This window comes from Acidovorax sp. KPB24-07, assembly GCF_057543315.1.
Window position 1 is genome coordinate 16,952 of sequence record NZ_BAAJYS010000013.1, and the last position, 22,863, is coordinate 39,814.

Genomic DNA, 22,863 nt, shown 5'->3' on the forward strand with positions numbered 1-22,863 from the left:
AAGTATTTCCGCGGCCTCTTTCGCTTTTTGTAGGACAGAACAGAACGATGGTCTCGGCATTGCGCTCAGGACTCAAGCAATTCACCGTACAGGTCGGAATAGGCTTTGGCCGATGCGTCCCAGCCGAAGGTTTGCCGCATTCCGGCGCGTTGAAGCGATTCCCAGGTGACGGGTGATTGCCACGCCGCGATCGCCCGCTGTACCGCTTCGTCAAACATTTCCTGGGTTGCGAGCGGCATGATGAATCCGGTGCCCCCCGATGGGGATGAATCCGCATCCACGACGGAGTCCGCCAGTCCACCCGTATGCGTGACGATGGGTGGGGTACCGTAGATCTGGCTGTACATCTGGTTCAGTCCGCATGGCTCAAACCGAGAAGGCATGAGGAAGCAGTCCGCGCCGGCCTCGATTTGATGGGCCAGCGATTCGTCAAAGCCCAGGGTGACGCTGATGTGCTCCGGATAGCGGGCTGCCAGTTGAGTGAAGCGGGCCTGGATCGCTGTATCGCCATTGCCCAGCACGACAAGTTGTGCACCTTGCTTTACCAGACGCTCCGCGCCTTCTACTACCAGATCGACGCCTTTTTGCTGGGTGAGTCGTCCGACCAAGCCGAACAGCATGCGGTTTTCCGCGGCATCCAGCCCACAGCGTTGGCGCAACGCTATTTTGTTCAGCGCCTTGCCCGATGGGCTTTCCAGGCTGTAAGGCGCAGCGATGAGAGGATCGCTTGCTGGGTTCCATATGTTTGTGTCGACGCCATTGAGAATGCCGTACAACACATTGGAACGCTCCCGCAAGACCCCATCCAGGCCAAAACCAAGCTCAGGGCCCTGGATTTCGCGTGCGTACGTGGGGCTGACGGTGGTGATGGCGTCGGCAAAGTTCAAGCCTGCTTTGAGCATCGACATTCCACCCCAGAACTCGACACCCGCGATGCCCCGGTGCTCCGGCGGGATCTCCAGGGCATCGCAGGCGTGCATTGGAAAGACGCCTTGAAATGCCAGGTTGTGCACAGTGATGACGCTGCGTGCCACTGGGGCACCGTCGCGCACAGCGCGCGCTTGCGCCAGATAGAACGGGGCCAGTCCGGTGGGCCAATCGTTGGCATGCACGATGTCGGCCTGCCATCCGCAGGGCGTTGCCTGTGTGCCCATCATTGCCGCGACCTGGCTGAGCAGGCCGAAGCGCAGCGCATTGTCATCGTGATCCGTGCCGGAGGGTGCGCCGTAGGGCGTGCCCGCGCGTGCATAGAGTTGGGGGCAAGAAAGCAGGTAAAGGATGAAACCGTCTTCCTGGCGCAGTTGAAGCAACTGCGCTGCAGGCCAGGCACCCCGTGGCGCAATGGCAGACAAACCCACGATCTGGCCGGTGATGGCCATATCGCCGTAGGCCGGCATGAGCAAGGCAACATCGTGCCCCATGGCTGCCAATGCACGGGGCAGGGCGGCACTGACATCGCCCAGCCCACCGGTTTTGACCAGTGGGGCGCATTCAGGCGTGACAAAGAGGACTTTCATTCGACGTCCTCGGGCACCAACACCACGAATGGCAAGGTACCACCCTCTGGTCGCAGCTCGCCCATCACGATGTCCAGCTCCAGGCCTCCATCCTTGTCTGCTGTCAGTGCCGCTCCCGTCATCCAGTTCTTCCACCTCAGAATTTTGTCCAGGGCAGGGTGTACCGCGGCAACCGTGACGCGGGTGCCGCGCCAACCCATCGCGGTCAGCCCGTACAGCAACCGCGAGCAGACAACCACAATGGCTTTGCCTTCCCGAATGCGGGCAAACGCGACGGCATGTTCGGCGCTCTGGCCTTCCACGGTCAGAGGAAGGTAGGTGGCGTTCAGGAACAGTTCCGGCATTTTCTGCCGCAGCTGAAGCAGCCGCCATGTGACCAGCTGCTTGACCAGCGGTGCCGGGGATGCGCCGAGCATCTCCTGCCAGGCCTGGACCGAGGGATAGCCAAAAGCGTAGTGCGAGCGTACCGTTTGCAGGGAACGTTCCAGTTCTGTGAAATCGACGGGCCTGCGGTTATCAGGGTCGACGAGGCTGAAGTTCCATTGCTCGCAGCCTTGGTAGATGTCGGGCACGCCCGGGACAGTCAGCTTCAGCGCGAGCTGGCACAGGCTGTTGCGAAATCCGTAGGGGGCGATGGACTGGACGAATTTCTCCAGTTCTCGCACGAAGCGATCCGTGGACAGCACACCGTCGATATATCGGTCAACGGCCGCCTCATAGGCCTCGTTGGGAAATAGCCAGTTGGTCGCCTGCTTGGCTTCGCGCATGGCTTTCACCATGTACTGCTTGGCGCGGTCCCGCAAGCCGATCCGCTCATTCACATCGGCGCCTTCTGCCGGCCAGATGCCGACCAGGGCCTGATAGAGTGCCCAGAGATCATGGGGGCTGGGAACCACCGTGCCATCGATCTCGGTCGTGAAACGGGTTCCGAGTTCGCGCAGTTGAATGGCCGTGTCTTCCCACAGGGCCGGAATCTCGGACAGCACATTCAGGCGCGCGCGCAGATCTTCCGAACGTTTGCTGTCATGCGTGGACGTCGCCAGCAGCCCGTGCGGTAACCGCCGCGACCGTTGCAGATTGGCCTTATGGAATGCGGCACCGGACAATCCGAAACGCCGCGGCTCCGAGCCGACATCGTTCAGCGACACCAGGCGCACATAGCGGTAGAACGCGGTGTCCTCCACGGACTTGGCCATCACCGGCGCCGTGAACTGTTGCCAACGGCGCAGGAACGCGCCCCGCAACTCGGGCAGGTGCTGGCCTTCCGTGCCGACAAAAACGCCTTGCAGGTACGCGAGCACGCCCCCTTCGGCCGTGCCCATGCGGCGACGTGCCGCCGCGATGGCCCATTCGACGTGCTGTCGATCCGTGTCGGACAGTCCCGAGCCATCAGGCGCGATGTAGGTGCGGTAAACGGGGAAGACGGCCGCCACCTCCGTCAGCGCGATGCGCAACTGGTTGCGCGTGAAATCGCAGGTCTTGCGATCGGTGCGGCTGATGCGGTAAAGCGTGTCGGCCAGCCACCCCAGATCACTGAACAGCGAGGTTTCGATGATGTGCTTCTTGCACTCGTGCACCGCCTCTTCGAATTCCTTGCGATCGCCGGTGAAGGCGGAATACGCATCGTCGAAAGCTGCTTGAGAGGCCGGCTCGACAAAAAGCCCGTTGACCAGGCTGCTGAACCGGTATCCGGTGGCTCCGTGCACAGGCCAATCCTGCGGCAGGGGCTCATGGTCGGCAAGAATCTTCTCCACGATGAGGTATAGCGCACGGGGCTCCCGTCCCGCAGCGTGTGCCAGCGACGCATAGCGCTTTTGCAGGCGGTCGAAGTACTGGGCAGGGTCGGCCAATCCATCCGGATGGTCGATGCGCAATCCGGAGATCTTTCCCTCGGCCAGCCAGCGGAAGATGCAGGTGTGGGTCGCTTCGAAAACGGCTGGGTCTTCCATGCGAACGGCGGCCAGGGAGTTGACGTCGAAGAATCGGCGGTAGTTGATGTCGTCCCCTGCCACACGCCAGTCTGCCAGGCGGTAAGCCTGATCGCGCAGCAATTGGTCCAGCGCGTTGATGCTTTCCGGGCTGTCCTTCTGGCCGTTCCACTGTGTCAGAAGCGCTTCGATCCATTGGCGCACCCAGAGGTGCTCGCCGGCCAGCTCCGCAAGCCGCCGCTGGTGCAGCGGCGCATCCCGTTGGCGCATGGCGCGTTCGTTCTCGTCACTGGTATTGCGCGAGGGCAGGGTGCCGAATGCGTCCACCAACGATTGCATCTGCGCCAGACTGTCGCCATCGCGTTCGCCGCCGGAAACAGGGGCCGGCACGGCTGCAAAAATGCGTGCGTAATGCTGTGGGTCGATGGGAAGTTCGTGGTCCCAATAGCGGATGCTGAACCGCCCGCCTTGAGGGTCGAATGCCACCTGGAGTTCGCCGGATTCGAGAACGCGCCCGTAATGACCACCCAGCATGGGCAGGAGCACCCGCCCGTGCATTTCTGGTGCGGTCGGCTCCCATTCGATGTCGAAGGTGGCTGCATGGGCGGAGGCTCGCCCATGCTCGAGCACGTCCTGCCACCAGGGGTTGTTGGAGTCCAGCACCCCCATGTGGTTGGGCACGATGTCGAGCACCTGGCTGAGTCCGTGCGCTTGCAGCGCCTCGCACAAGGCGGTGTGCGTCGCCTCCGATCCGACCTCGGGATTCAGACGGGTCGGGTCCACCACGTTGTAACCGTGCGTGCTGCCCGGCGCGGCCTTCAGATACGGCGAGCTGTAGAGATGGCTGATCCCCAATGCATGGAAATAGGGGACGGCCCGGGTGACCTGCTCGAAGGTATTGCCTTCGTGGAACTGCACCCGGTACGTCGCCAAGGGAATATCCGCGGTATCTAGCGCTGGCAACGCCTCGCTGAAGGGCAGGGCCGCGCCGCCGCGCTCGGCGCGCATGGCGGCCGCGATGGCCGAAAAGCAGGGATGGGTCGCCAGCTTTTCCAGCGGTACGCTCAGGCGGCGGCGCCAGTTGGGCTGCATGGCCTCGGTGGAGCCCGGCACATTGACCTGCTCCAACTGGCCTGTCACGTCTTCCAGTTGCACTGCCGCCAGCCAGCAGGGTGTTCTGGCGAGATAGCGATGCACTGCGGCCACGAAGTCCGCGTTGGCTTCGGGCACCGATTGCGGGTCCGCAGTGGCACCGCTCGGAAGCAGCCCTTCCTCGTTGAGCGCGACGAGCAACCTCACGCGGTCCTGGGCGCGCTCCATCAAGGCGCGGGCATGCGCGTCCGGTGCGGACAGCCAGCCCAGGCGCGACTGCACCTCGATATCTTCAGCCGCCCAGTACCCGCGCAGTGTGGGCAAATCATGCGTGCTGACCACCGCCAGGGCCTGGTGAGGCCAATGGGCCGGCGTGCGAAACGCGCCGCCGTCGGCGCGTTCGAAAATCAATGGCCGATAGGACAGCAGCGTTCTGTGCGCCATCGCCTCCCGCATCTGCGGCGCGACATTGCCCAGGTCTTCGCCGATCACCAGGCATTGGTGGCGATGGCTTTCGATGGACATGATGGCCAGCAAGGCGTCCAGAGGGTAGTAAACGTAAGCGCCGCCGTCGGCACTGGTCCAGAACAGGCGCATGAGCGCCATGACATGGTCCATCCGCAAGGCGCCGGCCGGGCGCATCACGCTGGCCAGCAATCGGCGCATGGGCAGGAAATGCGCCGCCGCCAGCGCACAGGGATTCATCGGAGGAAGGCCCCAATCCTGTCCCTGGTGGTTGAGCGGGTCCGGCGGAGCGCCCACGTTCATGCCACGTGCGTACAGGCCCTGGCCGGTCCAGGTTTCGGAGCCCCCGTCGTTCGCTCCGACCGCCAAGTCGCAATACAGGCCCAGCGGCATCAGCGAACGGGCCCGCTGGCTTACCCGGTCCAGTTGGGCGTGGGCCAGCCACTGCAGCCAGAAGCGGTATTGCACCTGATCCGCATGGTCCTGTGCAAAGGCTTTCACCTCAGCACCCTGGGGGTCGCGCATCGCTTCCGGCCATGCAGGCCAACCCCAGATACTGGGATCGACAGCGTGCAGATGGCACTGGATGGCCTCGTACAGTGCGTGTTGCCCGAGGGTGTCGGCCTGGCCCTGCATGAACTCGCGGAAAACCGTCGCACGCGGCGAACCGGTGTTCCATTCGTTGCGTCGGAACTCGTCCCACAACAGTCCCAGCACTTCCTGCTTGGCGGCCGCAACTTCGGCATAGCGCACTTCGCTCGAAGCCCGCAGCGCACCCAGCCGCTGCTGGAAAGCGGGGTCCGAGAACAGCGTCTGCGCGGCTGGGCTGCGCACGAATTCAGGTACCGCCGCCACATCGATGAAGAGCGTATTCAACGCCAACCGGCTGGAAGGGCTATAGGGGCTTGCAGCCTCTGGCTGGTCCGCCCGCAAGGCATGTAAAGGGCTCAATCCGACGAAAGCCGCGCCTTGTCCGGCAGCAATGGACACGAGGTCTGCCAGATCGGTGAAATCGCCGATGCCCCAGTTTCGCTCTGAGCGCAGGGCGTACAACTGGGCGCTCAAGCCCCACCAGCGCTCGCCTTGCCGCAGGGGTTCAGGGGACCAGCAATGTTCGGGCGCCACGATGACCAGCCGTTCGGCCGATGCCCCTGGGGAATGGACGGCGTAGTAGCCCACCGCCAGCGAAGCGGGAATTTCGGCGACGGTGCCTACGCCCTCGCACACCAGCATGCGTTCTGCCGTCTCTGCGGTGAACAGGCGCCAGGGCCCTTCGTTGAGAAGCGGTACGGTGGCTGCGCCGCCCTCCGATACCAGCACGGGGGAGGGCACGGCGTTGGTATCCGCGTGGCTTCCCATGGCGGCCAGGGCCCGCTCGATGACGGAGACGGGCACGTCGCGGTGCTCACCCCAGAAGCTGGTGTAGTTCAGTGCAATGCCAGCCAAGTGGGCGCGATGGCGCAGTGCTTCGCCGGGGGTAGGGTCCGTCATGCGTTGGGCTCCAGAAAACACCAACGGGCGGACCAAGGTGCCCATTGGGTCGTGTCATTGCTCCAGCGGTGTGAAAACCGCGGGATTCCCTGCGAGCCGTCAGATGCCGGCGCCTCGACGGGCATGTCGCTCAGATTGATGTCCATCTGCCATTGCGCGCCGTCGTCGTAATGCCACCGCACCCTCAGGCCGCGGGCGCCCACCATCTTGGCCGTGTGGCCTCGTGGTACCAAGCGGTGCTGGCGCGGATTGAGCCACTGTCTGCGCGCTGCAAGCGCTTCGCGCAACAGCGCCTGCCGCGCCTGGCCTTGCGGGTTGTCGGCTTGCTGCCAGTCGAGACGGCTGTGGGCGAAGGTGACCGTATCGCAAGGATCGGGAAGCGTCCCGCCTGGCGGGACTTCATGGCCGAATTCGCGCAAGCGGCCCTGGCGCACGGCATCGCGCAGTTCCCCTTCCCAATCGGCAAAGTAGAGAAACGGTGTCTGGGCGCCGAATTCATCGCCCATGAAGATCAGCGGCGTCGCCGGACCCAGCAAAGTCAGCAGCATGGCCAGTTCGGCAGCGGGCGCTGGAACCAATTGCGCCAGCCTTTCCCCGAACGCGCGGTTGCCGACCTGATCGTGGTTGCCGAAGAACTGGACCATGGTGGAAAGGGGCTCGGGCGCCGCAGCCACCACCTGTTTCCTGCGGCCCTGTCCGTCGCGGTCGCTGTGGGCAAAGACGTAGCCGCTCGTCAACGCGCGCGCCAACAGGGCCACCGGCTCATTGCCATAGTCCCCGTAATAGCCCTGTGTTTCGCCAGTCAGCAGCACATGCAGCGCGTGGTGGAAATCGTCGTTCCATTGCGCGTCATAGCGGGAGGGCTTGGGGCTGGGGGCCAGATGCTCCGGCTGGTTCTTCTCGTTTTCAAGGACGAGGTGCACATGCCGGCCCGGGCAAGCAGTGCGCACGCGCTGAGACAGTTCGGCGAGAAAGCCGGGCTCGCTGTCGTCGATGATGGCGTGCACTGCGTCCAGGCGGAGGCCATCGAACCGGAACTCCTCGATCCAGTACATCGCGTTGTGAATGAAGAATTCACGCACGGGCCCGCTCTGGGCGCCGTCGAAGTTGATGGCGGCACCCCAAGGGCTGGTGTGCTTTTCAGAAAAGAACTGCGGTGCGTAGAGGCCGAGATAGTTTCCATCCGGGCCGAAGTGGTTGTACACCACGTCGAGCATCACCATGAGGCCCAGCGCATGCGCCCCGTCGATGAAGCGCTTGAGATCGTCGGGGGTTCCGTAGTCAGGGTGCGGAGCGAAGGGCAGCACGCCGTCATACCCCCAGCCGAACCGGCCCCCGAAGCATGCCAGGGGCATCAATTCCACAGTGGTGATGCCCAGGTCTTTCAGCCGTGGCAACTGCTGCAACGCGGCTTGCAGGGTGCCTTCGGGCGTGAACGTGCCCACATGCAGTTCATACAGGACCACCTCGCTCCACGGCCGCCCTTGCCAGTCCACCTGCCAGTCGAAGTCCTTGGCATCGGTGATCTCGCTGGCGCCATGCGGGCCGTGGGGATTGCTGCGCGAAGCCGGGTCTGGCATCAGGGGGCCACCGTCCACCTGCCATTGATAGCGGGTGGCGCGAGAGGCTGTTTGCAACTCCACGTGCCACCAGCCATTCGGGCGGGACTGCGCCGGGAGAGGCACCATGGGCAATGCTGGCGCCGTGCCATGGTGCAAAACCACTTCGCGGGCGTTGGGCGCCCACAGGCTGAATCCGGCGCCGCCGTCGGCTGTGAGCCGGGCGCCAAACGGCATGTCATGCCGGTACTTCATGACAGGTCGGCGCGTGAGGGTGTTGTCAGAACGGCCATGGAATGCGGCTGCAGCGTCCACTGCCCGCCTGCAGGGATGTCTGCCGCGTCGGCTGGTGGCACGGCTGCTGTGCGGGTGTCCACTCGCACGGTCCACACGCGGCCATGCTCGTCCTGAGGCAGGGTGAAGACCGCATCCGCAGGGGTCGCATTGAACAGCAACATGACCGACTCGCTGTCGCCGTGGCCCTCCATCAGCGCTGCTACGCAGCGCACCTGGGGATCTTCCCATTCCTCCTGGGTCATTGCCAGGCCCCAGACGCTGTGCCAGTTGAGTGCCACGCAGGCAGGGTGTCCGGTGGTGCCGGCTGGGTGCACGGCGGGACGCAACACGGGCAATGCATGCCGTAGCGCCAGCAGGGCCCGGGTGAACCCCATCAGCTCCGCCTCGCTCGTGGCCTGATTCCAGTCGTACCAAGACAGTGAGCTGTCCTGGCAGTAGCCGTTGTTGTTGCCGTGCTGGGTCCGGGCCATTTCGTCGCCGCCCAGCAGCAGGGGCGTGCCGTGCGAGACGAAGAGGGTGGCGATGAAGTTGCGCATCTGGCGCTCGCGCAGCGCCTGGACCGCGGGGTCGTCCGAAGGACCTTCGGCGCCGCAATTCCAGCTGCGGTTGTGGTTTTCACCGTCTCGGTTGTCTTCCTTGTTCGCGTCGTTGTGCTTCTCGTTGTAGCTCACCAGATCGGCCAGGCTGAAGCCGTCATGCACGGTCACGATGTTCACGCTGTCCACCGGCGGGCGCTTGCGCGCGGCGAGCATGTCCGCGCTGCCACACAGGCAGGCGGCGAATGACGGCAGGCTGCTATCGGCGTTGCGCCAGTAGTCGCGCACCGCGTCGCGGTAGCGACCGTTCCATTCCATCCATCCCACCGGGAATCCGCCGACCTGGTAGCCGTCGGGGCCGAGGTCCCACGGCTCTGCGATGAGCTTGACGTTCGACAGCACCGGATCTTGCGCAACGGCAGCGAAAAAAGCCGCACGGTGCGTGAAGGCGCCCGAAGGGTCACGGCCCAGTGCACAGGCCAGATCGAAGCGGAAACCGTCCACGTGCATTTCCGTCACCCAGTAGCGCAGGCTGTCCAGCACCAGGCGCAACGCGGCCGGGCTGCTCGTATCCACCGTGTTGCCAGTGCCGGTGTAGTCCACGTAGTAGCGGGCATCTTCCGGAGACAGCCGGTAATAGGCTGCGTTGTCGATGCCCTTGAAACTGATCGTGGGCCCCAGGTGATTGCCTTCTCCCGTGTGGTTGTAGACCACGTCCAAAATCACCTCCAGCCCTGCGGCGTGCAACGCCTTCACCATGGCCTTGAATTCATCCACTCCACCGTCTGCCTTGGAAGCGCTATAGCGTGGCTCTGGCGCGAAGAACGCAACAGTGTTGTAGCCCCAGTAGTTGGTGAGGTCGTTGTCCACCAGCCGCTTGTCGTCCAGAAATGCTTGCACGGGCAAAAGCTCAACGCTGGTGATTCCTAGATCGCGCAGATGGGCAATCGCGGCGTCGCTGGCCAGGCCGGCATACGTGCCTCGCAGGGGCTCGGGAACGCCGGGCATGGTCTGAGTGAAGCCCTTCACATGCACTTCGTAGAAAACCGTGTCTTTGGCGGGTACACGGGGCGGAGCGTCGTCGCCCCAGTCGAAGCGCGATTTGACGACACGGCATTTGGGCGCGACAGCACCGTTGTCCACCGTACTGGGCTGAAGGTCTTCTTCTTCCTGGTCCAGTTCGTAGCCGAACTGTTCCGCATGACCGAGAACTGGCCGATCGAGAGCGAGCGCGTAGGGGTCCAGCAACAGTTTCGCAGGGTTGAAGCGATGCCCGTTGCCGGGCTCGTAGGGGCCATGCACCCGCAACCCGTACCTCTGGCCGACCTTCAGTCCCTTCACCAGTCCGTGCCACGTGTCCCGGCTCAGGCAGGGAAGCGTGATGCGCGCTGTTTCCTGATCGTCGTCCGAAAACAGGCAAATCTCCACTTTCTCCGCCGACGGCGCATAGACGGCGAAGTTCACGCCGTGCCGGCTCGCTGTGGCGCCCTGCGGCCAGTGGCGGCCTGGCTCGACGGTGTACCGGACTTTCTTGTGTCGGGATGCGACGGGAGCGGAAGGCGTATTCATCAGTTCGGGTTTCATGCGGCTACTTTGCGGTCGCTTTCGGTGGTGATGGGGGCCGGTGGCCGGGCACGGCCGATGCTGGGGGTGTTGGTGCCGGAATCCTGCTGCGCGGTGAAGAACTTGCGGGGGACCACGACGATCCCGCTTTCGGTGACATGAAAGCGCTTGCGGTCTTCTTCCAGATTGAAGCCAATGCGCTCATGGGCGGGCACGTCGTTGTCCTGGTCGATGATGGCCCGCCGGATCTGGGCGCCGCGGCCGATGCGAGTGCGCTCCATCACGATGCAATGCTCCAGCCGTGCATCGCGCTCGACGACAACCGAGCGGCGCAGCATGGCATGGTCGAGGGAGGCGCCGTCCACGATGCTGCCCGAACCCACCACCGAGCGGTGGATCACACCATTTTCGATCTGGGCGGATTCCGCCTGGTCGGGGCTGGCGTAGATCGGCCACTGGCGGTTGGTCATGCGAAAGCGCGGCGTCGCGCCCAGCGTATCGAAGTGGGCATCGAAGTACGAATCGATGGTGCCGACGTCGCGCCAGTAGCCATGCTCTTCGTAAGGCTCGGTCCCGGGGATGGTGTTGGTGTCGAAGTCATAGGCCATCAGGCGGTGCGACTCCAGCATGGTCGGCAGGATGTGCTTGCCGAAATCGCTGTGGCCTGTCTCGTGCGCTTTCTTGAGTGCGTCGAGCAGCACGTCCGCATTGAAGAGATAGTTGCCCATGGAAGCCAGGGCATGGGTCGAACTGCCGGGCATGGGGTGCGTGGATTTTGGCTTTTCGACGAACTGCGTGATGCGGTGGCTCTCGTCTGTTTCCACGATGCCGAACTGGTCGCACTGCGACAGTTTGACCGGCAATGTGGCCACACTGACATCGGCGTTGTTGGCTACGTGGAAGTCGATCATCTGGCGCACGTCCATGCGGTAGATATGATCTGCTCCGAACACCGCGACGATGTCGGGCCGGAAGCTCTCGATCAGGTGGATGTTCTGATAGACCGAATCGGCCGTGCCTTGAAACCACTCGGGACCATTGCGCATCTGGGGCGGCACCACCGTCACGAAATGCTCTGGAATGAAGCGGGCCATGGTCCACGACTGGCGGATGTGCTCGATGAGCGACTGCGACTTGTACTGCACCAGCAGGTAGATGGAAAAGATCTCCGAATTCACCAGGTTGGACAGGACGAAGTCCACGATGCGGTGCTTGCCGTTGAACGGCACGGCGGGCTTGCAGCGCTCTGCTGTTAGTGGGTGAAGGCGGGAGCCTTCACCGCCGGCCATGACGATGGCGAGGACATTTTTGGTGCGTGACATGGTGGGAACTCCCAGATGGATCAGACGTGGAAAGGTGAGGTGGAGACAATCAGGTTGGGCTGCGGCGACCGACATCGGAACGCGGGGGCGCCTGGCAGTTCGATGACTGCAAGCGCCTGCGCCCTGCGGATCGATCCGGGCCATCCTCCTCTTGCATCCCTTTTCACGCGCGACGAAACCCGGCTCGAAGCTTTGCCTGGAAGGCAGAGGGCTCCGGAGGCCGGGTCATGGAGAGAGTCGGGGTGCATGCAGGTGGTCCTGGACGCATCTTCTGTTGCGATGCAACAAGAGGTTGCAGGAAGTTCCTACCTGCCCGTGTAGGCACTTGCCTACGTGATCGGGGGCTTGCCAGAGCGCGCAGCGCTGGTGCCGGTGCGGTTAAGCACAGGCATTACGCCCGCTGCAGCGGGCAGTGGCGCTGGCGCCACGTGTCGCACCAGCGTTCACGCGCCGGGGCTGCCGGCACGCAGAGCCCGACCTTGCGTGAGGCTGCTTTGCGCTGGCTGTGGTCGTCTGGATATTTGCTATCTAATTGATAGCTACATGCCGTTGATATTATTGCGCTGGTGGCCGATGGGGGCCCGCGGTGCTTGTCGCTGGACGGTCCGGGCCTGCTCTTCATTGGCTGACAATGCGCCGGGGCTGACGCGCTGGAGCAACTCCAGCAGCAGCGCCCATTCGGCCGGCGAGTAGAGCTGGCGCAGGCCCGCTTCCATCTCCAGAGAAGTGGCATGCGCCTGCCGGGCAATGGACAGGCCCTCGGCCGTAAGGCGGATGGCCTGAGCCCGGCGATCGGTGGGGTTGCGCTCGCGCACCAGCAGGCCCCGGCTTTGCAGCCGGCTGACCACCAGGGTGAGGTTGGGGGCGCTCAGGTTCAGCGCCTGGGCGAGTTGCCGTTGGGACAATCCTTCGCCCGGCAAGAGCAGCATCAACAAGGAAAATTCGACGGTGCGCAATTGCATGGGCTCGCCGATCGCCTGGAAAAAAGCGCGGTTGGCCGCTACCCGTGCCTGCGCCAGAGCATAGCCGAGCAGGTGTTGGACGGTGGAGGGATCGACGGGAGATTCATGCATGGAGGGTTTCCGGGCGGTCGAGTGTAAGAGTCCTCGCAATCCCTGCCAGTCCGGCACAAGACACCTGAACGGATTGCTCTGACACTCGGGGCGGCCCCGACCTCGTGGGCCCAAGCCGCTGTTTTATGGGTAAAGGCGAAGTGCTTGGCGACGGCTGGAGCCCCTGAAGCCCGTACATTCCCCGACATTCACGTGCACTCGCCATGGAGCGAGGCATTATCGCCACGCGCATGCCGGCCGATGGGTGGTTGGCTTGGCGCAGCATGGCCGCGTGTGCCCGGGTGGAAGGGGCCGTCAGCTATCCGTCAGCGCTCGGCGTCGCCTTGCTGGTCCAGCTCGGCCGAGCAGGCTGCGATCAGGGCGTCGAACGCATCGAAGGCCAGCGGTTTGGCCAATACGTGATCGAAACCGATCAACTGCGCCCGGTCAGAAACGCCCAACCCCGTGATGGCGATCGCGATGCTGGGCCTGCCTGCCGTTGCCGCGCGCAATTTCGGAACGAGTTGGGTGCCCAGCATGTCGGGCAGTTGCTGGTCTACAAGGAACAGCGAGGCGGGGCGTTGCGCCATGTGCTGCAGCGCTTCGTTGCCACTGTGGGCGACGCGCACCGTGTAGCCCTGCAGGTCGAGCAGATCGCTCAGCAGTTCAGAGGCATCGCGGTTGTCGTCAATGATGAGAATGTCTGCAGGCATGCGGAGGGCTTCGCTGACGGTACAGTGTTTTTCTTAAAGACCATCAAACAATCAAGCCCAATAGTCTTCTTCTTAGGGCTCTATTGTGCCCGTCCTCTGCACGGGTAAGCGGACCGAGAAGACAACATGGGGTGCGCGGTATTCGTATCCAATGCTGCCCCCGTGTCCCTGGACGATCTGGTGGGCGATGTACAGCCCCAGCCCCATCCCCGACCGATTGCGCGCGTTGCCGACCGAAGAGGCCTTGAACGGACTGAAAAGATTGCGGGCAATGTCTTCCGGGATGGGGGCGGCGACATTGCGCACGGCGATCTCGTGCCATTCATCGGTGGCGGTCGCATGCACCTCGATGGGATGCCCGCTCTGACCATGGTGCCGCGCGTTGCCGATCAGGTTGACGACCACCTGGGCGATGCGATCGGCATCGACACGGGCTTTCAGCGCAGCGGGGATGGTGCCCACGATCTCGGTGCCGGGGTGTGCCGTGCGGGCCTCGTCGATGAGGTCGTTCAGCAGGGCGACCAGATCCACGTCCGTGCGCTGCAGATCCAGTCCCAGGCCGCTCTGCAGGCGCGACATGTCCATCACCTGACTCACCAGCCGCTGCATGCGGCTGCTGGAGGACTGGATGCGCTGACCGATCCTGCCGGCCCGCCCGCCGTCGGTGCCGCCCTGTTCGAGCACGCGCGCGGCCATGCTGATGGAGTGCAGGGGGTCTCGCAGATCGTGGCCCAGGACGGCCATCAGCTGGTTGCGCGTGCGATTGATCTCGGCGGTGCGCGCGTTCTGCACGCGCACGAGTTCGTCCATCAACTGCCGGGCGGCGTCCAGTTCCAGCGTGCTCCAATGCTCGGCGGTGGACCGGACGGTTTCCTTCCACAGATCGAACGAGCCGCGCGGGGTGAGCCGCGGGCCCAGGGGGCCGTGGCGGATGTCCTTGTCCGGCTTGCCGCCCCAGTGGATGGTCTCGATCTGCTCCTTGCGAAGAAAGATCAACCAGCCGTTGCGGTCCCGGTCGAAAGGGATGCCCAGCACGCCGCACCAGGGCGACGTCGCGGCAGCCAGTTCGGGCGCAAGCTGCGGCAGCGACTGGGTCTGGAACAGGCGCTGCCGGTCCTGGCCCGGCTCGGCGGCCAGCCATTGCACGATGGCGCTGCCCGCCGCTTCCGATACTTCGCCGAACACGGTCAGCTTCGCCCCATGAGCCACCAGCGCCGCATCGGCCTGCAAGATGGCGGCCATCTCGGCTGTGTGCTGTGTCAGGGCGGTGAATTCGTCGTCCGCGTGCAGCAGCTCTTCGATGAGGTGGGTGCGGGCCCCGGCCAGCTGCTGCAGGCGGTCCGCCTGGGAGCGGGAGAGCGTGCTCTGGATGTTGGCAGACAGCACCTGGGCGATCACGTCGCAGGCCATGCGCACGCTGTAGGGCACCTGGCGAGGACCCATGTGATGGCAGGCGATCAGGCCCCACAGCTGTTCGTTGATCACGATGGATACGCTCATCGACGCACCCACGCCCATGTTGGACAGGTATTCGATGTGGATTGGCGACACGCTGCGCAGAATGCTGCCGCTCAGGTCCAGCGGGGGCGCACCGGCCTCCTGCAGCAGGGGCACCGCGGCCGAGCGCACGTCGGCGATCAGCCGCAGGGTGTTGGCCACGTAGAGCCTGCGTGCCTGCGCTGGAATGTCGCTGGCCGGATAGCGCCGGCCCAGGTAGGGGTCGAGCGTATCGACACACGATTCGGCGGCCACTTCGCCGCTGCTGTCATGGCGAAAGCGATAGGCCATCACCCGGTCGAAGCCGGTCAGGGCCCGCAGTTCTTCGGTGGCCAGCTGCAGCAGCTCATCGATGGCCCGGGGCCGGCGCAGCTTTTCCATCGCGCGGTGGGCCTGCACGGCAAAGCCTGCCAGCTCGCTGTGGGTCTGGTGGCGCAGCTCGAATTCGGCCACCAGTATCGCGCTGCCGACATGCAGCACCACGTCGAACTGGCGGTCTTCGACCTGCAACTCGCTGGGCATGGGCACATCCCGCTCGCCCCGCAGCGCCTGCAAGCCGTCCTGGAGGAGCCCTGCAATCAGCGGGCACACCGTGCCCGGGCTTTCGGGCAGAGGCTCGCCCACGGTCACGCCGCACTGCAGAAGGGCCTGCACGTTGGCGCTGACATAGCGGACCACGCCTTCGCGGTCCACAGCGATCAGGGTGCCATGGCTCTGGATGCTGCCGGGCACGTGGATGGGCTCGCGGTCGCAGTTGTCCAGCGTGGTGGTGGTGCCGGGTGTGAATGACTGGATCATGCGAGCACCCCCTGGCCCTGCAACTGGTGCCGCAGGCCATCGAAGCCGGCACGTGCGCCGGCGCAGGCCGCCTGGACATCGAAACGGCTCTGAACGTGCGTGTCGAGCAGCCTGGTGAACTGTTTCCAGCGCAAACCCGTGCCGGCACCCAGGCCGTGCAAATAGCGCAGCGGATGCGGCGCCAGCCGGGGCGCCAGGCGCTGGTACAGGAACTGGCCTCCCAATTGCGAACCCTCCACCACATAGGCCAGGCCCCAGCAGACCGCCGCATGGCCGGGTGCCCCGAAAGCGGAAAACGCCCGCGCAGCCATCTGCTGCGTGCAGCCGCTGGCGTCACCGAAGCCGTCTTCGGCTTGCGCTGGCTCGCCGCGCATCGCCAGCCAGTCCGCGTGCAGGGCGTGCAGGCGAGCGGGGCGTGCAAAGTCGAAACCGGGCACCAGCGACTCCAGCGCCGCCAGGTGCGGCTGGAGGGCCGTGAGCCAGGCGCTCAGGGCCAGGGTATGGTGGCGGTAGTCTTCCAGGCTGGCATCGGCCCTGCCGATTGGCAGGCTGGCATCCAGCTGCGCATGCGATTCCTTCGTGGTTTGTCGCAGCGCCGAAAGGCAGTCGGTCTCCGGCACCGGAGTGAAGGACGGGAGGGGAGATCGCTGTGACACGGAAGAAGGACGGGGGATCGGGGTGGCCAGAAAAGACTGGAGCAAGATTTTAGGGGCTGGGTCTGCCCATGGCGCCAGGCAGGTTACCCGCCTGTTTTGTGCCTGCAACACCTGCGCTCGCAGCGGGCGAGGTCCGTCCGGCCCGACGCCGCCGCTGCGTTGGCAGCGATGGCGAAACCCGTGCCTGCCGGCGGCAGTGAGATGGTTCAAAGCGAGGGACCTCAGGGCGGGGCGATGAGCCCTTGCACGCGGCGTGCAAGCGCATCGAGCGTAAAGGGCTTGGTGAGCACCTGCATGCCCCGCTCCAGGTGGCCGTTGCCCACGGCCGCATTTTCGGCATAGCCGGTGATGAACAGGATTTTCAGGTCCGGCCGGTAGATCCGGCCGCTATCGGCCATCTGCCGTCCGTTCATTCCACCGGGCAGGCCCACGTCGGTGATCAGCAGGTCGAGGTGGGTGCTGGACTGAAGTACCAGCAGCCCCGATGCCCCGTCCTGTGCCTCGATGGTGTCGTAGCCCATCTCCTGCAGCACCTCCACCACCAGCGACCGCACGCTCGGCTCGTCGTCCACTACCAGCACGGTGCCCGACCCCTGGCCTCCTGCGATCGACGGCGCCGAGGGCAGGTCGATGTCCTGCGCCGGCGCCTCGTGCCGCGGCAGGTAGATGCACATGGTCGTGCCCATGCCGGGCTCGGAGTAGGCGCGCACCTGGCCACCCGACTGCCGCGCGAATCCATAGACCATCGACAGCCCCAGCCCCGTGCCCATGCCGATCGGCTTGGTGGTGAAGAACGGCTCGAACACGCGGTGGATGATTTCGGGCGACATGCCGGTGCCGGTATCGGTCACGCACAGCGACACGTACTGACCCGGGGGCAGGTCGCGGTCCAGGGAGGCACGCTCGTCCATCCACTTGTTCGCAGTCTCGATGGTGAGCCGGCCGCCGCCGGGCATGGCGTCGCGAGAGTTGATGCACAGGTTGAGCAGGGCGCTTTCCAGTTGGTGGGGGTCCACGTGCGTGGTCCACAGGCCGACGGCGCCCACCACCTCCAGCTCGTTTTCGGGCCCGATGGTGCGCCGGATCAGCTCTTCCATGCCCTTCACGAGCCGGTTCACGTCGGTTGGCTTGGGGTCCAGCGTCTGCCGGCGCGAGAAGGCCAGCATGCGGTGGGTGAGCGAGGCCGCCCGCTTGGCGGCGCCCTGGCCCACGCTCACATAGCGCTCCAGGTCGTCGTAGCGGCCCTGGCCCACGCGGCGGTGCAGCAGTTCCAGGCTGCCTGTGATCGTGGCCAGCAGGTTGTTGAAGTCGTGCGCGAGCCCGCCCGTGAGCTGGCCCACGGCCTCCATCTTCTGCGACTGGCGCAGCGCCTCCTGCGCGGCTTCGCGCTCGCGCGATTCGGTGGTGAGGCGCGCGAGCGCGTTCTCGACCTCCTGGGTGCGCTCGACCACGCGCGCTTCCAGGTGGCTGTTCAGCGCGCGAAGCTCCTGTTCGGCCACCACCTTTTCCGTCACGTCGTAGCCCTCGGCGAAAACGCCGGTGACCTCGCCCTGGCCGTCGGTGGTGGGTTGGTAGATGAAGTCCAGGTAGCGCTCGGCCAGCGGCATGCCGGGCTTTTGCTGGATGAGGACCTTGAGGCCCTGGGCCAGGTACGGCTGCCCGGTGCGGTAGACCTCGTCCAGCAGTTCGTACAGCCCCTGGCCTTCCAGCTCGGGCAGGCCTTCGCGCACTGTCTTGCCTTCCACGCTGCGGTGCCCGATCAGCTGCACGTAGGAGTCGTTGACGAACTCGAAAACATGCTCCGGGCCGCGCAGTACGCACATGAAACCGGGCGCCTTCTGGAACAGGCTGCGCAGTCGGTCGCGCTCCGCCGTGCTTTCCTCCAGCACCCCGGCACTGGCCAGGCGCGAGGCGATCTGGCCGGCCAGCAACTGAACGAACGCCATGGCCTCGCCGTCGTGCATGGGCCGGTGCGGATTGGCCCCGCACACCATGAATCCCGCCGACCGGGCGCCGCCTTGTGCCGGCAGCGCCACGACGAACGCCGCCCGCGCCGGCGTGTCCCAATCGCCGGTGGGCACGTCGTTCACCGCGTCCAGCGGCACGGCGAAGGCCGCGTCGCCGGCTTGCAGTCGGTGGACCTGCCAGGGTTCCCGGGAGTTCATCGCCAGCACAGTGGGCGCCAGCCGATGGCCCTGGTCGATGCCTGCATTGCAGCTCAGGCGGGCCACGCCCGAGGGTTCGTACAGATAGACGAGTGAAAACGGCAAGTCCCGCTGGGCCTGGCCCATCCGCTCGCAGGCGGTGTCGAGCACGGCCCGGCGGCTGTTGACGGCCGACAGCGCCGCGCCCAGTTCGCGCAGCAGGCGCAGGCGCCGCTCGTTGAGCACGCGGCCCGTGTCTTCCGACACCGCGCAGAACAGGCCGTGGACCTGCCCGTCGTCGCCGTGCAGCGGGCTGTACGAAAACGTGTGGTACGTTTCCTCTAGGTAGCCCGCGCGGTCCAGCAGCAGCATCAGCGAGTCGTCCCAGGTGGACTCGGCCCGTTCGTACACGGCGTGCATGCGGCCTTTCACCTGATCCCAGATCTCGGCCCAGACCTCGGCGGTCGGGCGCGCGAGCGCGTACGGGTGCTTGGCCCCCAGCGTGGGGCGATAGGCATCGTTGTAGAAAAAAGCGATGTCCGGTCCCCAGCCAAGCCACATCTCGAAGCGCGAGGTGAGCAGGATGCGAAGCGCGACCTTCAGCGGCTCGGGCCAGAATGCCGGCGAGCCGAGCGGGGTGGCTTCCCAGTCGTGGGCGCGCATGAGCTGTGCCATCTCGCTGTCCCCGATGAAGATGTGCGCGAAGCGGTCGCTGTCAGCGGTGATGGCAGTGGCAGGGGAGGGGTTCATGCAAAAAATCAGCGTGAATCGGCCAGTCGGTTGATGGTGGCCATCAGGGCGTGGGGCTGCAAGGGCTTGCCCAGGTGCGCGTCGAATCCTGCCTCCAGAGCCCGTTGTGCGTCCTGCGCGCGGGAGAAGGCGGTCAGCGCGATGGCGATCGGCTGGGCCTTGCCCTCGGGCAGGGGCAGGGAGCGCAGGCTGCGGACCAGGTCGTAGCCGTCGCGCCCGGGCAGGCCGATGTCGCAGACCAGCACGTCGGGCCAGCGCTCGGCCAGTGCCTGCATGGCCGCGTCATGGTCGCCGGCTTCGCGCAGGCGCGCACCGCCGTCGGTGAGCACCACGGTGAGCATTTCGCGTGCATCGGGGTGGTCTTCCACGATGAGGATGTCCAGGCCCGCCAGGGGTCGGTCGTTCATCGGCGGTTCGGCTGGGGCATCGTCGCCAAGGGGCGCGGCGCGGGCCGTGTCGCCCCCTTTGTGGTCCACCGGCAGCATCACCTGCATGGTGGTGCCCTGGTCGAGCCCGGCGCTCACGGCCGTGGCGCGGCCGCCGTGCAGTTCGGCCAGCTGCTTGACGATGGACAGCCCCAGGCCCAGGCCGCCGTGGCGTCGGTTGTCGGGCGAGTCGCTCTGCGTGAACCGGTCGAACAGGTGATCGATGAATTCGCTGGCGATGCCGCGCCCGTAGTCCCGCACGGACAGGGTGAGCTGGCCCTTCTCGCGCCGCAGCGCCACGTCGATGCGCGCGCCGTCGTTGGAGAATTTGATGGCATTGGTCAGCAGGTTCCAGAAGATCTGCTGAAAGCGCGTCGGGTCCAGCCAGGCGGGGGCATTCGCGTCCTGCACGGCCAGCGCCACGTCCAGGCGCTTTTCGGCGATCGAGGCCTGCAGCGCGTCAATGGAGGAGCGCACCGATTCGACGGGGTCGATCCATTCCCGCTCCAGGTGCAGCTTGCCGCTGTTGATGCGCGACACGTCGAGGATGTCCGAGATGATGCGCGCCTGCGCCTTCACGTTGCGGTGGATGGAGTCCAGGCCCTTGAGCAGCTCGGGCGTGCCGCCGCGGCGCTTGAGGATATGCACCCATCCGGCGATGGCGTTCAGCGGGGTGCGCAGTTCGTGCGACAGCACCGCGATGAAATCGTCCTTGGTGCGGCTCAGCCGCTCGGCAGTGGCGCGGGCCGCCTGCTCGCGTTCCAGCACATCCTGGCGGCGGGAGTCGAGCTCCATGCGCTCGGAGATGTCGGCTGCGATCGCCATGCGCAGGCCGGGCTCCACGTGGGCCGAGATGCTCCACTCCAGGTACACCCAGGCGCCGTCCGGGCGTTGCAGCGGAAACTCTCCCTGCCAGGGGTCGCCACGCTCGCCCCCCACGGTTTTTTCGGTGATGAAGTCCAGCCAGCCGGGCGGCGCAAAGTCGCTGATGGGGTGGCCCAGCAGTTCGTCGCGCGAGCGGTCCAGCAGCCGCATCATGGCGGGGTTGACATCGGTGAAACGGCCGTCGGGCTGGATCAGGCCAATACCCGCCAGCGCCTGGCTGTAGATGGCGCGAAAGCGCCGGTCGCTGCGGCGCAGGCCGTCTTCGGCCATGCGCGCACGGATCAGCGCCTGCAGTGTGCCCACCAGCAGCGCCGGCTCCACCGGGTGCGTGAGGTAGGCGTCGGCCCCCGCGTTCAAACCGGTCACCCGGTCTTCGCTGTGCACGTGGGCGGCGGACAGGTGCGTGACCGGCAGCAGGACCGTGGCTTCCTGCTGGCGGATGATGCGGCAGACCTCGAAGCCGTCGATGTCGGGCAGGTGCACGTCCAGCACCACGGCCGACACGCCGGTGGCCGCCAGGCGGATGGCCTCGGTGCCGTTGTCGGCCTCCACGGTCTGAAAGCCGGCGGCGCGGATTACCCGGACGGTGGAGTAGCGCGTGACCGGGTTGTCGTCCACCACCAGCACCGTGTGCGCGGCGCGGTCGATGGTCGTGTGGATGGCACTGACGTCCTGCATGCCGTTACCCATGGGCGCCGTCCTCGGTGGTTGCGGGAGCCCCCGTGGCCGCGGCTTCGTTGCCCGGCAGCCGCAGCGGCAGCGTCAGCGAGAACACCGAGCCGCTGCCCAGCGCGCTCTCCAGCGTGACCGTGCCGCCCAGCAGTTCGGCCAGCTGGCGGCTCACGGCCAGCCCCAGGCCGGTGCCGCGCAGACGCTTTTGCAGCGACGAGCCGATCTGCGTGTAGTCGTCAAACACGCTGGAATGGAATTCGGGAGCGATGCCGATGCCGGTGTCGGTCACCGAAAATCGCACCCGGTCTCCATCCACGACGCGGGCCGACACGCGCACCTCGCCCCGGGGCGTGAATTTGAGCGCGTTGGAGATGAAATTGCGCAGGATCTGCGACAACTTGCGGTCGTCCGTGTAAAGCGGCGCGATACCCTGGGGCTCGTCGAAGAACAGGTTGACGTCCGGGTTGGTCAGCACCGGCCGGAACATCCCGCGCAGGGCCTGGAACAGATCCAGCATGTCAAACCAGGCAGGCGAGATTTCCACGCGGCCGGCTTCGATCTTGGCGAGATCGAGCAGGTCGTCCACCATGTCGGCAAACTCGTTCGCGGTGCTCTGGATGAATCCCACCTGGCGGGCCTGCTCGGTGTTGAGGGGCCCGTCCACATGGTCGGCCAGCAGCCGGGCGATGCTGCGAATGGAGTTGATGGGCGTGCGGAACTCGTGGCTCATGTAGGCCAGGAAACGGCTTTTCATCTCCGTGGCTTTTTGCAGCTGCTCGGCCTGCGCGTCCAGCTCGGAATACAGCGCGACCACGCCGCGGTTGGTTTCCTCCAGCTCGGCGCTCAGCTCCTGGACTTCCCGCTGGCTTTCGGCCAGGGCGGCGCGCAGCGCCTCGATGGATTCCTGGGGCGCAGCGGCGGTGGGCGGCGTCGGTGCCGGCGTGTCGGATGCCTGGAAGGTGCGGTCGGAAATGAGGTCGGAGGTGCCGTCCATGGTGTCTTTCGTGCTTCGGGTCACTCGATGCACTGCACCACCACCACGGTCGCGTCGTCGCGCGCCCGGTGGTGATCGCGCAGCAGCACGGCGGCCACCAGGGTGGGATCGCTGCCCAGCAGGCGCTGGATGCTGGCGGGATGCCAGCGGGTTTCGATGCCGTCGCTGTGTACGACCAGCAGCGCATAGGGAGGCAGCTCGGTGGTGGTCTCCTGCGGCCGGCGCATGGTCAGGCCCACCGTGCCGTGCTGCGTGACGACCGAGCGGTCCGACAGGCCCGTGACCACGCGGGCCACCACGTTGCCAACGCCGGAACTGCGCACGGTGGCGGCCGTGGCATCCAGCCGCAGGCTGCACACGGCGGCGCCCCGCGTGGACTGCAGCTCGGCATGCATGCTTTCGATCTGCTCGCGCAGGTCGCCGAAGGGGGCCTGCAGGAACAGGTCCGCCGCCGCGCCGGACGCCCTGGCTGCCTCGCTGCCGTGGCCGAGGCCATCGGCCACGAAC

12 protein-coding genes and 1 pseudogene are annotated in these 22,863 nt (G+C 65.6%); all 13 read right to left on the reverse strand.

Going from position 1 to position 22,863, the window contains the following annotated elements; all coding sequences use genetic code 11:
- Window positions 1-65: 65 nt before the first annotated feature.
- Window positions 66-1,517, reverse strand: a complete 1,452-nt coding sequence (gene glgA / locus AC27IQ_RS03585) for a glycogen synthase GlgA (RefSeq protein WP_487088244.1) — start codon at window positions 1,515-1,517, stop codon at window positions 66-68.
- Window positions 1,514-6,493, reverse strand: coding sequence for a malto-oligosyltrehalose synthase (locus AC27IQ_RS03590; RefSeq protein ID WP_487088246.1), 4,980 nt, complete (start codon window positions 6,491-6,493; stop codon window positions 1,514-1,516). Before AC27IQ_RS03590 ends, glgA begins: the two co-directional genes overlap by 4 nt.
- The gene (gene treZ / locus AC27IQ_RS03595; protein WP_487088248.1) at window positions 6,490-8,307 is read right to left on the reverse strand and encodes a malto-oligosyltrehalose trehalohydrolase; all 1,818 of its coding nucleotides are present in this window, start codon (window positions 8,305-8,307) and stop codon (window positions 6,490-6,492) included. The genes AC27IQ_RS03590 and treZ overlap by 4 nt, the downstream gene beginning before the upstream one ends.
- On the reverse strand, window positions 8,304-10,469 hold the full coding sequence (gene glgX / locus AC27IQ_RS03600; protein WP_487088250.1) for a glycogen debranching protein GlgX: 2,166 nt from the start codon (window positions 10,467-10,469) through the stop codon (window positions 8,304-8,306). Before glgX ends, treZ begins: the two co-directional genes overlap by 4 nt.
- Window positions 10,466-11,770: a glucose-1-phosphate adenylyltransferase gene (gene glgC / locus AC27IQ_RS03605; protein ID WP_284428724.1), complete on the reverse strand. Its 1,305-nt coding sequence runs from the start codon at window positions 11,768-11,770 to the stop codon at window positions 10,466-10,468. The genes glgX and glgC overlap by 4 nt, the downstream gene beginning before the upstream one ends.
- A gap of 539 nt (window positions 11,771-12,309) precedes the next feature.
- Window positions 12,310-12,843 carry a MarR family winged helix-turn-helix transcriptional regulator gene (locus AC27IQ_RS03610; protein ID WP_317357513.1) on the reverse strand — a complete coding sequence of 178 codons (534 nt, stop codon included), beginning with the start codon at window positions 12,841-12,843 and terminating at the stop codon, window positions 12,310-12,312.
- 305 nt (window positions 12,844-13,148) lie between these two features.
- The gene (locus AC27IQ_RS03615; RefSeq protein WP_487088253.1) at window positions 13,149-13,535 is read right to left on the reverse strand and encodes a response regulator; all 387 of its coding nucleotides are present in this window, start codon (window positions 13,533-13,535) and stop codon (window positions 13,149-13,151) included.
- A 72-nt stretch (window positions 13,536-13,607) separates the two neighbouring features.
- Window positions 13,608-15,830 (reverse strand): ATP-binding protein, encoded by a 2,223-nt coding sequence (locus AC27IQ_RS03620; RefSeq protein ID WP_487088255.1) that lies wholly within the window; start codon window positions 15,828-15,830, stop codon window positions 13,608-13,610.
- Window positions 15,827-16,450: a biliverdin-producing heme oxygenase gene (locus AC27IQ_RS03625; RefSeq protein WP_487088257.1), complete on the reverse strand. Its 624-nt coding sequence runs from the start codon at window positions 16,448-16,450 to the stop codon at window positions 15,827-15,829. The genes AC27IQ_RS03620 and AC27IQ_RS03625 overlap by 4 nt, the downstream gene beginning before the upstream one ends.
- 257 nt (window positions 16,451-16,707) lie before the next feature.
- Window positions 16,708-19,380, reverse strand: coding sequence for an ATP-binding protein (locus tag AC27IQ_RS03630; RefSeq protein WP_487088259.1), 2,673 nt, complete (start codon window positions 19,378-19,380; stop codon window positions 16,708-16,710).
- A gap of 8 nt (window positions 19,381-19,388) precedes the next feature.
- Window positions 19,389-21,368 carry a hybrid sensor histidine kinase/response regulator gene (locus AC27IQ_RS03635; RefSeq protein ID WP_487088265.1) on the reverse strand — a complete coding sequence of 660 codons (1,980 nt, stop codon included), beginning with the start codon at window positions 21,366-21,368 and terminating at the stop codon, window positions 19,389-19,391.
- Between the two features lie 4 nt (window positions 21,369-21,372).
- Entirely contained in the window at window positions 21,373-22,356 is a 984-nt protein-coding gene (locus tag AC27IQ_RS03640) for an ATP-binding protein (protein ID WP_487088261.1), read from the reverse strand.
- A gap of 20 nt (window positions 22,357-22,376) precedes the next feature.
- A pseudogene (locus AC27IQ_RS03645) lies at window positions 22,377-22,863 on the reverse strand (histidine kinase); the annotation flags it as partial.